Genomic DNA, 12,317 nt, shown 5'->3' with positions numbered 1-12,317 from the left:
CGCCCGGCCTGGCCGGGCGTTTTTATTCCCGTACGAAAATTACGTTTTTTCAATAGGTTGAACATGAATCCTGATACTCCACTGCAGCTGCTCGGCGGCATCTCGGCCCGCGAATTCATGCGCGACTACTGGCAGAAGAAGCCGCTGCTGGTACGCCAGGCCTTCCCGGACTTCATCAGCCCGATCGACCCCGACGAGCTCGCCGGCCTGGCCCTGGAAGACGAAGTCGAGTCGCGTATCGTGCTGGAGCACGGCGCACACCCGTGGGAGCTGCGCCGCGGCCCGTTCAACGAAGACACCTTCGCCGAACTGCCGGAAAAAGACTGGACCCTGCTGGTACAGGCCGTTGACCAGTTCGTTCCGGAAGTAGCCGAACTGCTGGAAAACTTCCGCTTCCTGCCCAGCTGGCGTATCGATGACGTGATGATCAGCTTCGCCGCCCCGGGTGGCAGCGTCGGCCCGCACTTCGACAACTACGATGTGTTCCTGCTGCAAGGCCACGGCCAGCGCAACTGGAAAATTGGCCAGATGTGCAGCAGTGACAGCCCGCTGCTGGAGCACGCCGACCTGCGTATCCTGGCCGAGTTCGAGCAGAGCGGCGAGTGGACCCTGGAGCCCGGCGACATGCTCTACCTGCCACCGCGCCTGGCCCACTACGGCGTGGCCGTGGATGACTGCCTGACCTACTCGGTCGGCTTCCGCGCACCGAGCGCTGCCGAAGTGCTGACCCACTTCACCGACTTCCTCGGCCAGTTCCTGCCCGACGAAGAGCGCTACAGCGACGCCGACGCCCAGCCGGTCAGCGACCCGCACCAGATCCAGCACGATGCCCTCGACCGCCTCAAGGCGCTGCTCGACAAGCACATGGGCGACAAGGACCTGCTGCTGACCTGGTTCGGCCAGTTCATGACCGAGCCGCGCTACCCCGAGCAGATCGTTGGCGAAGAGCTGAGCGAGGAAGAGCTGATCAATGCCCTTGAGCAAGGCGCCATCCTGATCCGCAACCCCAGCGCACGCCTGGCCTGGTCCGAATTCGAAGACGACCTGCTGCTGTTCGCCAGCGGCCGTAGTTGCCCACTGCCTGGCAAACTGCGAGAGCTGCTGAAGCTGGTATGTGCGGCCGACGCCCTGCACATCGATAACCTGGCCGAGTGGCTGCAGGATGAGGATGGCCTGATGCTGGTACAGCAGCTGGTCAAACAAGGGAGCCTGGGATTCGCCAATGAATAAGATCAGCGTTCGCCTCGCCGATTGGCACAAAGACAACGCCGACATCCGCCGTATCCGTGAAGCCGTGTTCGTCGCCGAGCAGCACATTCCACCAGAGCTGGAGTTCGATTCGGAAGACCAGGACGCCCTGCACTTCCTGGCCCTGGAAGGCGACTATCCAATCGGTACTGCGCGCCTGCTGGCCGACGGCACCATCGGGCGCATCTCGGTGCTCAAGGACTGGCGTGGCCTGAAGGTGGGCGATGCGTTGGTCAATGCGGTCATCGTCGAAGCGCAGAACCGCGACCTGAAACAGCAGATGCTCAGCGCCCAGGTGCACGCCACGCCGTTCTATGAGCGGCTGGGCTTTCGCGTAGTCAGCGAGGAATTCCTCGAAGCTGGCATCCCGCATGTCGACATGGTGCGCGACTCGCGCGCCTGATCCATCACCTGCACTGGCCGCTTCGCGGGTAAACCCGCTCCTACAAGCACCGCGCTTCCCTGTAGGAGCGGGTTTACCCGCGAAGAGGCCGGCTCAGGCGATATACATCCCCGCTGACAAAAAACCTGTACATCCATCCAGATAAAACTTGCCTCTGCGCCCCCGCTTGCGCATCCTATGGCCCACCACCCCGATGAAGCGTCCCCGGCCATGCGCCTGTTTCTCTGCGAAAAACCCTCCCAGGCAAAAGACATCGCCAAAGTGCTCGGCGCCCACCGCAAAGGCGACGGCTGCTGGCAAGGCACCGACATCTGCGTAACCTGGTGCATCGGCCACCTGCTGGAAACCGCCCCGCCCGACAGCTACGACGAACGTTACAAGCGCTGGAACCTGGCCGACCTGCCGATCATTCCAGACAAGTGGAAGATGCTGGTAAAGCCCAAGACTGCCAGCCAGTTCAAGGCGGTCAAGCGCCTGCTCGGTGAAGCGCGGGAGCTGGTGATTGCCACCGACGCCGACCGCGAAGGCGAAATGATTGCCCGCGAGCTGGTCGAGCATTGCCGCTACCGGGGCCCGGTGCAGCGCCTGTGGCTGTCGGCACTGGACGACGCCTCCATCCGCAAGGCCCTGGCACGCCTGCTGCCAGGCCACGAGACGTTCAACCTGTACCACTCGGCGCTGGGCCGCTCGCGCGCCGACTGGCTGATCGGCATGAACATGAGTCGGCTGTTCACCCTGCTGGGCCGCCAATCCGGCTACCAGGGTGTGCTGCCGGTAGGCCGCGTGCAAACGCCGACCTTGCGCCTGGTGGTCGACCGCGACCGCAGCATCGCCGACTTCGTGCCGGTGCCGTTCTGGGCCATCGACGTACAGCTGGAACACGCCGGCCAACGCTTCAATGCCCAATGGCGCGCTCCCGAAGACGCCTGCGATGACCAAGGCCGCTGCCTGAAGCAAAGCCTGGCACAGCAGGCCGCCACCGACATCGGCCATGCCGGCACTGCCCGAGCGGTAAAGGTGGCGACCGAGCGTGTGCGCGAAGCGGCACCGCTGCCCTTCGACCTTGGCACCCTGCAGGAGCTGTGCTCGAAAAAGTTCGGCCTCGGCGCCCAGGAAACCCTCGACATTGCCCAGGCACTGTACGAAACACACAAGCTGATCACCTACCCGCGCAGCGATTGCGGCTATTTGCCACAAAGCCAGCACGCCGAGGCACCCGCCATCCTTGCCGCCCTGCAACGGGCCGATGCCAGCCTTGCGCCGCTGCAGCCCTACCTGGAGCCGCAACGCCGCTCGCGGGCGTGGAACGACGCCAAAGTCAGCGCTCACCATGGCATCATCCCCACCGCCGCCGCCAGCGACCCCTCGCGCCTGCCGGCCAAGCACAAGGCCGTGTACACCCTGATCCGCGCCCGCTATCTGGCGCAGTTCCTGCCCAACCATGAGTACGACCGCACCCAGGCCGACTTCGACTGCGCCGGTCATGCGCTGCGTGCTGTGGGCAAACAGATCGTCGAGCCGGGCTGGCGCCGCGCCTTGCCCGAAGCGCTGACCCCGGCCAAAGGCCGCGAGGCACCACCGGCCCAGGTGTTGCCAGCGCTGCGCGAAGGCCAGGACTGCAACGTAAACGGCCTGCAACTGAAAGACCTGTGGACCCAGCCGCCCAAGCCGTTTACCGAAGGCGACCTGATCAAAGCGATGAAAAACGTGGCCAAGCTGGTGGATGATCCTCGGCTGAAGCAGAAACTCAAGGAAACCACCGGCATCGGCACCGAGGCCACCCGCGCCAGCATTATCCAAGGTCTGCTCGACCGCGGTTACCTGGTAAAGAACGGCAAGGCGTTGTCGGCCACACCTGCGGCCTTCAGCCTGATCGACGCTGTTCCCCGCGCGATTGCCGACCCCGGCACCACGGCGATCTGGGAGCAGGCGCTGGACATGGTGCAAAGCGGCGAGATGACCTTGGACGAGTTCGTCGCCCGGCAGTCAGCGTGGATGGGCAAGCTGGTCGAGCGTTGCAGCGGCATGCGCATGACCATCAGCGGGCCAGCGGCCGGGGCGGCCCCGCCCTGGAAAAAGAAACGTCGCGGTGGCGGGAAGAGCAAAGCGACTGGAAGCAAGGCGACCCCAAACAAGCCACGACAGGCGCGAAAAAAGCGAGCCCCCCTGTAGGAGCGGGTTCACCCGCGAAGAGGCCAGCCCAGGCAACACATTAACCACAGGCAAACCACAAACCCCGACCAACACATTGGCAACGTGAAATTTAACTGCTAACTTTTCATGAAAATAAACATAATAATTTTCACGGAAAATCCTGCATGTTCAAACAATCCGCCCAGCACGTCGCCAGTTACTACGCCCAGACCTACCCCGCCAACATCCCATTACGCCCTACCCTGCAAGGCGCTCAAGACACCGACGTGCTGATCATCGGCGCCGGTTTCAGCGGCCTGCACACTGCCCTGCGCCTGACCCAGGCCGGCAAACGCGTAACGCTGCTGGAGGCCAGCCGGGTTGCCTGGGCGGCCTCCGGACGCAACGGTGGCCAGGCGCTGTTGGGCTGGTCGTGCGACATGCCGCCGCTGGAGCAGGCCCTTGGCACCGAACGCACCCAACGGCTATGGGCCAGCATGTGCTGGGCCGCCGACGAAATGCGCGAACTGCCCCAACGCCACGGCTTCGACATCGACTACCGGCAGGGCAGCCTGTGGACTGCGGTATTGCCGCGCCGGGTGAAAATGCTCGAAGAGGCCCTGCATGATGCCGAACATAAATGGGGTTACGACGCCCTGCGCCTGATCGGCCGTGACGAGTTGCCGCAATGGGTCGACAGCCCGCGCTACCAGGCCGCGCTGTACGACGCCAAAGGCGCCCACCTCAACCCGCTGAAACTGGCGCAGGGCCTGGCCAATGCCATAGAGGCTGCCGGCGGGCGAATCTACGAACAGAGCCAGGTGCGCAGCTACGAGCAGGCTCGCGACGGCTATGTCGCCCGTACCGACCGTGGCGAAGTTCGTTGCCAGGTATTGGTGCTGGCCTGCAACGCCTACATCGATCGCCTAGACCGCAGCCTGTCGCGTCGCCTGTTGCCAGTCGGTTCCTACCAGGTAGCCACTGCGCCTCTGGATGCCGACTTCGCCCATTCGTTACTACCTCGCAACAGTTGCGTGATCGACAACCAGTTCGTGCCCGACTACTTCCGCCTCACCCCAGACCACCGCCTGCTGTTCGGCGGTGGCTGCACTTACCTGGGCGGCATTCCCAAGGACGTCGCCAGCGCCACCCGCCCGTACCTGGAGCGGGTATTCCCGCAACTGGCCGGGGTGGCCATCGACTATGCCTGGGGTGGCCACATCGATTGCAGCATCAAGCGCACCCCGGACGTCGGCCGCGAGGGCCAGCGCTACTGGCTGCAGGGTTTCTCCGGCCATGGCGTACTGCCGACCCTGGCGGCGGCGCGTGCGGTCAGCGATGCCATTCTCGGCGATGAAGACCTGTTGGCGCTGTACCAAGCCATCGACAACGGCCGCTTTCCCGGTGGCGACCTGCTGGCTGCGCCATTGGAAGCTGCGGCAAAGGCCTGGTACCGCATGCGCGATCGCGTCTGAAGGGCATGAGTGCGGGCCTCTTCGCGGGTGAACCCGCTCCTGCGCATTCAAAATCCATGAGCCCCCTGTAGGAGCGGGTTAACCCGCGAAGAGGCCCGCACAGGCAACACAACTTCCTGATACCCGCCAAAATTCCTCCTATTCTCAATAGCTCCCTTCGCTTCCTGCACTCTGGAGACACGACGATGAGCTATGTAACCACGAAGGACGGCGTACAGATCTTCTACAAGGACTGGGGCCCGCGCGATGCGCCGGTGATCCACTTCCACCACGGCTGGCCGCTCAGTGCCGATGACTGGGACGCGCAGATGCTGTTCTTCCTCGCTGAAGGCTACCGGGTGGTCGCCCACGACCGGCGAGGCCATGGCCGCTCCAGCCAGGTATGGGACGGCCACGACATGGACCACTATGCCGACGACGTAGCCGCCGTGGTCGCCCACCTGGGCACCCAGGGTGCCGTGCATGTCGGCCACTCGACCGGCGGCGGCGAGGTGGTGCGCTACATGGCCCGGTACCCTGAAGACAAGGTGGCCAAGGCCGTGCTGATCGCGGCCGTACCCCCCTTGATGGTACAAACCCCCGGCAACCCCGGTGGCCTGCCCAAGTCGGTATTCGACGGCTTCCAGGCCCAGGTTGCCAGCAACCGGGCGCAGTTCTACCGGGATGTGCCAACAGGGCCGTTCTACGGCTACAACCGCCCAGGGGTCGAAGCCAGCGAAGGCATCATCGGCAACTGGTGGCGCCAAGGCATGATCGGCAGTGCAAAGGCCCATTACGATGGCATCGTGGCGTTTTCCCAGACCGATTTCACCGAGGACCTGAAGGGCATCACGCAGCCGGTGCTGGTGATGCACGGCGACGATGACCAGATCGTGCCCTATGAAAACTCCGGGGTATTGTCGGCCAAGCTGCTGCCCAATGGCACGCTGAAAACCTACAAAGGCTACCCGCATGGCATGCCGACCACCCATGCCGATGTGATCAATGCGGATTTGCTGGCGTTTATTCGTAGTTGATGTTTTCGCCAGTACCGGCCCTTTCGCGGGTAAACCCGCTCCTACGGGATTACGCCATCTTCGTAGGAGCGGGCTTGCCCGCGAAAGGGCCGGCACTGGCAACACACCTTCCCCAGGATTACCATGCTCCTCTTCTAGTGCAGCACTTTGCCGCCTCCTTGCCTCCCTGCCTGTCAAAAACCCATGCCCTTCGAACTCACCGTAGAACCCCTCACCCTGCTGATCCTGGCGCTGGTTGCCTTCGTCGCCGGATTCATCGATGCCATCGCCGGTGGCGGGGGCCTGCTCACCACTCCGGCCCTGCTCACTGCCGGCATGCCACCGCACCTGGTCCTGGGCACCAACAAGCTCAGTTCCACCTTCGGCTCGGCCACTGCAGGTTTCACTTACTACAAACGCAAACTATTCCACCCGGCGCAGTGGCGCCCGGCATTGTTCGCCACCCTGACCGGGGCGTCGCTCGGCGCCGTCATTGCCCACTACATGCCAGCCGAATGGCTGAACAAGATGTTGCCGGTGATCGTCTTCGCCTGTGGCATCTACCTGTTGTTCGGCGGCACGCCCAAGGCACCGCTGGATGCCGATGCACCGATCAAGAAAAAGTGGCAAGTGCCGCAAGGCTTCACCCTGGGCTTCTACGACGGCGTAGCCGGCCCAGGTACCGGGGCGTTCTGGACGGTCAGTACCCTGCTGCTATACCCCATCGACCTGGTACGCGCCAGCGGCGTGGCGCGCAGCATGAACTTCGTCAGCAACATCGCGGCGCTGACGGTGTTCATCATTTCCGGGCAGGTGGACTACATCGTCGGCCTGTGCATGGGCCTGTCGGTGATGGTCGGCGCCTTTTTCGGCGCACGCACGGCGATCAGCGGCGGCAGCAAGTTCATCCGCCCGGTGTTCATCACCGTGGTGCTGGCGTTGACCGTGCGCCTAGCGTGGCAACACTGGTTCGGGCAGGCCTGAACCTTTGTACCCGATCATGAGGCCCATCAGCCGTACTATCATTTATGCCAGTTGAGGGGTGCGCAAGGAATTGTAAATATATGACGCCTCTCATCAACGGAAATATCTAAATGCAGAGCAAGGTTATTTCCTTCCAATATACCTGCTATGGAGCCTCAGCTAAGCCAGGGAATATTTACGTACTGGGTTTCACGGGAGCACCTCGCGACATATGGACAGGCTGCTACCTACTGGGAAACGGCAAGCGTACTTATAACCCGAATTTGATGAGGTTCCTCTCGTCCGACAGCCTAAGCCCTTTCAGTAAAGGAGGCATAAACGCCTACGCCTATTGCTCTGCCGACCCAATAAACAGGCTAGATCATTCAGGCCAGAATTGGATCAAGAAACTGTTCAGTCGCCCCGAACCTGCTTATAAGATGACAGAGATAATAGCCGCTCACGACCATCCAGACCTGCAAAAGTACTCGGGGTGGCGTTTCAGCAGCAAGGCAACTGGCTGGGATGTTAAAATGGCGAAAAAGCTACCAAAACGACTGGCAGAAAAGGCTCAGCTTGAGCGCGACATACCAGAAGCAGCACAACTTCGATCGTATAACCTCCTCCCAAAGCTGGTAAAGCGATTACAGTATGTCACCGCTAAGATCGAAGCCACTGACAGCAGGCTTGCAGAACTACAGTCTGGATTGACCCCGCACGAATTAGCTGCTGCTCTTTCACAAAATCAAGGTCTTCCACCACCGCCGTATTCCGAAACTAGCCCAGATAGCTTAGGTCTCCCCAACCCTTTTTTTCGGGCAATGAATACCATACGTTGGGCAGGGAGCTCCCCCCAAGCGACACCAGATTCCCGAGCATATACCAGTAATCAGAATAACGATTCCTGAATACCCATCGACCCGGTTCGCGCCAGCGACGTGGCGCGCAGCATGAACTTCGTCAGCAACATTTCGGCGCTGACGGTGTTCATCATTTCCGGGCAGGTGGACTACATCGCCGGCCTGTGCATGGGCCTATCGGTGAGGGGCGATGAACACTTCTCACTGCAGCTAGGACGGGAAAGCAGGGATATCACAGCCCAGCCGCCGCGCAACATACAGGTCGATCAGGTACCGGGCGATGGACCGCCCGGCCGGCAGCGGCGGCAGGTCGTGGACGCTGAACCACTTGGCGTCCTCTATCTCGTCCGGTTGCATGACAATCTCGCCACCGGCGTACTCGGCATGGAAACCGAGCATCATCGAATGCGGAAACGGCCAGCACTGGCTGCCGACGTACTGAATGTTCTTCACCTCCACCGCCACTTCTTCGCGCACTTCGCGCACCAGGCAGTCTTCGGCCGATTCACCCGGTTCGGCAAAACCTGCCAAGGTGCTGTACACCCCGGTGACGAAGCGCGGCGAACGCGCCAGCAGGATTTCATCGCCGCGGGTCACCAGCACGATCATGCTGGGTGAAATGCGCGGATAGCTGCGCAGGTCGCAGGGTTGGCAATACATCGCCCGCTCCCAGCGAATTTGCGTCATCGCCTGGCCGCAACTGCCGCAGAAGCGATGCTCGCGGGCCCAGGTGCCGATCTGTGCGGCATAGCCCAGCACCTTGTAGGTGTCGAAGTCGCCTTCGAGCATGAACGCACGCAGGCCGCGCCAGCTGCAGCCAGGCACATCAGTGGCGCTGCGCAGTTCCAGCAGGAACACCGGCTGGCCGTCAAAGTGGCCGATGCCATGCTCGCACAGCACGTCGAGGTCCTGCCGCTTGAGCCAGTCGCGGGGGAACAGCGCGCCGTTGGCGTCCACCAGAAACCCTTCAGGGCTGCGGGCCACGGCCAGCCCCCCGGTCATCTGTGGGTCGAGTACTGCAGTAGTCCAGCGTGCTGACATGTCGGGGGTTCCTTTACTGCGCGTCCCCCGGCCCGATCAGTCGGCGAACGTCGGTTTCTGTTTGCTCATGTGCGCCGCCACAGCCACACGCAGGTCTTCGGACTGCAGCATTGCGGCGTTCCAGGTGGCAATGTAGTCCAGGCCATCGTCGATGCGATGGTCACGCATGTAGCTGAGCATTTCCTTGGTGCCGGCCACGGCGATCGGCGATTTTGCGGCAATCTCGCGGGCGATGGCAAAGACGCCGTCCATCAGTGCAGCCTGATCATCATAGACTCGGTTGACCAGGCCGATACGCAGCGCCTCGTCGGCCTCGACATTGCGCCCGGTAAACGCCAGCTCACGCATGATGCCGTCGCCAATGATGCGTGGCAAACGTTGCAATGTGCCGACATCGGCAGCCATGCCCATGTCGATTTCCTTGATCGAGAACTGCGCGTCACTGCTGCAGTAGCGCATGTCGCACGCCGAGATGAGGTCGATGGCGCCGCCGATGCAGTAGCCTTGAACCGCCGCCAGTACCGGCTTGCGGCACGTGTCTACAGCGGTGAACGAGGCCTGCAGCCGCTGGATGGTCTTGCGCAGGAAGCGTGCATTGCGGCCCACGTCCTTGCCCATCTGCCCGGCCAGCGAGGCCAGCATCATCAGGTCGATACCGGCGGAAAAATGCTTGCCAGCGCCACTGATCACCACCGCGCGCACGGCATCGGTGTCATCGATCCACTGGAAGGTGTCGACGATTTCCTCCCAGAAGGCCGCATTCATCGCGTTGACCTTCTCTGGGCGATTGATCTGAACATGGGCGATGCTGTCGGTCAGTTCGACCTTGAATGCACTGTACTCGGTCACGGGCGGCACTCCTATGGGTGAAAGGTTCATGACACCGATGGTAACCCAGCCCAATGGCCGTACATGTGCCAAAAACGGGACTGTGCGCCTTGCCTCAGACGCGCTTATCCGGCACCGTGCGCCATCGCTGAATCATAAGGATACATATTCATGTCGCGTTCCCTGACCGGCGCCCTCGCTCACGGTTTCCTGGGCCAGTCGCCGCTTTGGTACAAAGCGGTCATCTGCCTGTTCCTGGTGCTCAATCCGCTCCTGCTGGCAACCATTGGCCCCGCCGCAGCGGGGTGGGCACTGGTAGTCGAATTCATCTTCACCCTGGCCATGGCCCTGAAATGCTACCCGTTGATGCCCGGTGGCTTGTTGCTGATCGAAGCCCTGCTGTTGCAGATGACCACGCCACAGGCGCTGTACGAGGAACTGCAGCACAACTTCCCGGTAATCCTGCTACTGATGTTCATGGTCGCCGGCATCCACTTCATGAAGGAACTGTTGCTGTTCCTGTTCTCACGCATTTTGCTCGGGGTGCGTTCCAAGGCCATTCTGGCGCTGCTGTTTTGCGTACTGTCGGCGTTTCTATCCGCGTTTCTCGATGCCCTGACCGTCACGGCGGTGATCATCAGCGCTGCGGTCGGCTTCTACGCGGTGTACCACCGCGTCGCGTCCGGGGCCAATCCGCGCGAGGACAGCGCACTGGAGAGCGACCAGCAAGTCGCTCACCTGCACCGGGAAGACCTCGACCAGTTCCGCGCCTTCCTGCGTAGCCTGCTGATGCATGGCGCTGTGGGTACCGCCTTGGGCGGCGTTTGCACGTTGGTGGGCGAGCCGCAGAACCTGCTGATCGGCCACGAGATGGGGTGGCACTTCGTCGACTTCTTCTTGAAGGTGGCGCCCGTATCGCTGCCAGTGCTGGGTGCTGGCCTGGTGACCTGCGTGCTGCTGGAAAAAGTGCGCCTGTTCGGCTACGGCACGCTGATGCCCGAACCGGTGCGCAGGGTGCTGACCGCCTATGCGGCCGAAGACGATGCGGCGCGCACCCAGGCCCAGCGCATCGCGCTGTGGGTACAAGGGCTCGCTGCGCTGATCCTGATCATCTGCCTGGGGCTGCATGTGGCCGAGGTCGGCCTGATCGGCCTGATGGTGATCGTACTGATCACGGCCTTCACCGGTATCACCGACGAGCACCGCCTGGGCCGTGCCTTCCAGGACGCCATGCCGTTCACTTCGCTGTTGGTGGTGTTCTTCGCCGTGGTCGCGGTGATTCATCAGCAGCAGCTTTTCAGCCCATTGATCAACTGGGTGCTGACGCTGCCGGCCGAACAGCAACCGGGCATGCTGTATCTGGCCAACGGCTTGCTGTCGGCGATCAGCGACAATGTGTTCGTTGCCACCATCTACATCACCGAAGTGAAGCAAGCATTTCTCGATGGCAGCATGAGCCGCGAGCATTTCGAAACCCTGGCAGTGGCGATCAACACCGGCACCAACCTGCCAAGCGTGGCGACGCCGAACGGGCAGGCGGCGTTCCTGTTCCTGCTGACCTCGGCCATTGCACCGCTGATCCGGCTGTCGTATGGGCGGATGGTGTGGATGGCGCTGCCCTATACCGTGGTGATGGGCGGGTTGGGATGGTGGGCGGTGACGTACTGGCTGTGAGGCAGGCCTGTGCGGACCTGTGCGGGGCCTTTCGCAGGCAAACCCGCTCCTGCATGGGTTTCGCCGCAGGCAAGATCGTCTACAACTTTTTCCCCGCACAGGCGTCGAAACACAGGTACGCCCCATCCGCTCCAAGGAGGTCACCCATGGCGCTGCGCACAACACTGCTGCTTTCCTGCATGACCCTGGCCCTGCTCGGCTGCGCCGGCAACGATCACCCGGCACCGCCGCGTACCCAGCAGGTGGACCTGCAACGCTATCAGGGTACCTGGTACGAACTGGCACGCCTGCCGATGTTCTTCCAGCGTAACTGCGTGAAGTCCGAGGCGCGCTACGGCTTGCGCGAGGACGGCCGTATCGATGTAACCAACCGCTGCCAGGAAAAGGACGGCCAGTGGAATGAAGCCAAGGGCATCGCCGAGGCTCAGCAACCGGGCAGTACCGACAAGCTGTGGGTGCGTTTCGACAACTGGTTCAGCCGCCTGGCACCGGGCCTGACCAAGGGTGAGTACTGGGTGCTGTACCACGACAAGGACTACCGCGTGGCACTGGTCGGCCACCCCAACCGCGAGTACCTGTGGCTGCTTTCGCGCACGCCAGCGGTCACCGACCAGCAGCGCGAGCAACTGCTGACAATCGCCCGAGAGCAAGGTTATGACACCAGCGAGCTCATCTGGCGGCAGGATAACTAGCAGGC

At 62.2% G+C, this 12,317-nt stretch carries 11 protein-coding genes and 1 pseudogene; 10 read left to right on the top strand and 2 right to left on the bottom strand.

Features of this window, described 5'->3' with window-relative positions; all coding sequences use genetic code 11:
* Nucleotides 1-63 precede the first annotated feature (63 nt).
* The 8 genes and pseudogenes from V7787_RS01815 to V7787_RS53005 all read left to right on the top strand — a co-directional run.
* Nucleotides 64-1,230, top strand: a complete 1,167-nt coding sequence (locus tag V7787_RS01815; RefSeq protein WP_014590368.1) for a ribosomal protein uL16 3-hydroxylase — start codon at nt 64-66, stop codon at nt 1,228-1,230.
* Entirely contained in the window at nt 1,223-1,651 is a 429-nt protein-coding gene (locus V7787_RS01810; RefSeq protein WP_003251237.1) for a GNAT family N-acetyltransferase, read from the top strand. The genes V7787_RS01815 and V7787_RS01810 overlap by 8 nt, the downstream gene beginning before the upstream one ends.
* Nucleotides 1,652-1,861: 210 nt before the next feature.
* Nucleotides 1,862-3,823 (top strand): DNA topoisomerase III, encoded by a 1,962-nt coding sequence (locus V7787_RS01805; protein ID WP_064491962.1) that lies wholly within the window; start codon nt 1,862-1,864, stop codon nt 3,821-3,823.
* 146 nt (nt 3,824-3,969) lie between these two features.
* Nucleotides 3,970-5,259 (top strand): NAD(P)/FAD-dependent oxidoreductase, encoded by a 1,290-nt coding sequence (locus V7787_RS01800; protein WP_064491932.1) that lies wholly within the window; start codon nt 3,970-3,972, stop codon nt 5,257-5,259.
* Nucleotides 5,260-5,444: 185 nt separating this feature from the next.
* Nucleotides 5,445-6,275, top strand: a complete 831-nt coding sequence (locus tag V7787_RS01795) for an alpha/beta fold hydrolase (RefSeq protein WP_064491933.1) — start codon at nt 5,445-5,447, stop codon at nt 6,273-6,275.
* 183 nt (nt 6,276-6,458) lie between these two features.
* Entirely contained in the window at nt 6,459-7,238 is a 780-nt protein-coding gene (locus tag V7787_RS01790) for a TSUP family transporter (protein WP_060489072.1), read from the top strand.
* 110 nt (nt 7,239-7,348) lie between these two features.
* The gene (locus V7787_RS01785; protein ID WP_155741801.1) at nt 7,349-8,125 is read left to right on the top strand and encodes an RHS repeat-associated core domain-containing protein; all 777 of its coding nucleotides are present in this window, start codon (nt 7,349-7,351) and stop codon (nt 8,123-8,125) included.
* Between the two features lie 3 nt (nt 8,126-8,128).
* Nucleotides 8,129-8,260, top strand: a pseudogene (locus tag V7787_RS53005) (TSUP family transporter); the annotation flags it as partial.
* Between the two features lie 27 nt (nt 8,261-8,287).
* On the opposite strand, the gene nudC reads toward V7787_RS53005, so the two are convergent.
* Together nudC and V7787_RS01775 are read right to left on the bottom strand one after the other, a co-directional pair.
* A complete protein-coding gene (gene nudC / locus V7787_RS01780) occupies nt 8,288-9,118 on the bottom strand; it encodes an NAD(+) diphosphatase (RefSeq protein ID WP_104886353.1) in 831 nt (276 codons plus the stop codon).
* A 36-nt stretch (nt 9,119-9,154) separates the two neighbouring features.
* Nucleotides 9,155-9,967, bottom strand: coding sequence for a crotonase/enoyl-CoA hydratase family protein (locus tag V7787_RS01775; protein WP_064491935.1), 813 nt, complete (start codon nt 9,965-9,967; stop codon nt 9,155-9,157).
* Nucleotides 9,968-10,117: 150 nt separating this feature from the next.
* Between V7787_RS01775 and nhaB the strand changes: the two genes are divergently transcribed.
* Both nhaB and V7787_RS01765 read left to right on the top strand, forming a co-directional pair.
* Nucleotides 10,118-11,620, top strand: coding sequence for a sodium/proton antiporter NhaB (nhaB, locus tag V7787_RS01770; RefSeq protein ID WP_336085161.1), 1,503 nt, complete (start codon nt 10,118-10,120; stop codon nt 11,618-11,620).
* A gap of 146 nt (nt 11,621-11,766) precedes the next feature.
* Entirely contained in the window at nt 11,767-12,312 is a 546-nt protein-coding gene (locus V7787_RS01765; RefSeq protein ID WP_020193701.1) for a lipocalin family protein, read from the top strand.
* The last annotated feature ends 5 nt before the right edge of the window (nt 12,313-12,317 follow it).

It is taken from the genome of Pseudomonas sp. CGJS7, from assembly GCF_036961695.1.
The sequence above is the reverse complement of the archived record's forward strand: the minus strand, read 5'-3'. Positions and strand labels throughout refer to the sequence as shown.

Excerpts from the sequence above, each read along its gene's own strand:
- nhaB (WP_336085161.1), top strand. The coding sequence starts at position 10,118 with ATGTCGCGTTCCCTGACCGGCGCCCTCGCTCACGGTTTCCTGGGCCAG.
- V7787_RS01785 (WP_155741801.1), top strand. The coding sequence starts at position 7,349 with ATGCAGAGCAAGGTTATTTCCTTCCAATATACCTGCTATGGAGCCTCA.
- V7787_RS01810 (WP_003251237.1), top strand. The coding sequence starts at position 1,223 with ATGAATAAGATCAGCGTTCGCCTCGCCGATTGGCACAAAGACAACGCC.
- V7787_RS01805 (WP_064491962.1), top strand. The coding sequence starts at position 1,862 with ATGCGCCTGTTTCTCTGCGAAAAACCCTCCCAGGCAAAAGACATCGCC.
- V7787_RS01800 (WP_064491932.1), top strand. The coding sequence starts at position 3,970 with ATGTTCAAACAATCCGCCCAGCACGTCGCCAGTTACTACGCCCAGACC.
- nudC (WP_104886353.1), bottom strand. The coding sequence starts at position 9,118 with ATGTCAGCACGCTGGACTACTGCAGTACTCGACCCACAGATGACCGGG.
- V7787_RS01795 (WP_064491933.1), top strand. The coding sequence starts at position 5,445 with ATGAGCTATGTAACCACGAAGGACGGCGTACAGATCTTCTACAAGGAC.
- V7787_RS01815 (WP_014590368.1), top strand. The coding sequence starts at position 64 with ATGAATCCTGATACTCCACTGCAGCTGCTCGGCGGCATCTCGGCCCGC.
- V7787_RS01765 (WP_020193701.1), top strand. The coding sequence starts at position 11,767 with ATGGCGCTGCGCACAACACTGCTGCTTTCCTGCATGACCCTGGCCCTG.
- V7787_RS01790 (WP_060489072.1), top strand. The coding sequence starts at position 6,459 with ATGCCCTTCGAACTCACCGTAGAACCCCTCACCCTGCTGATCCTGGCG.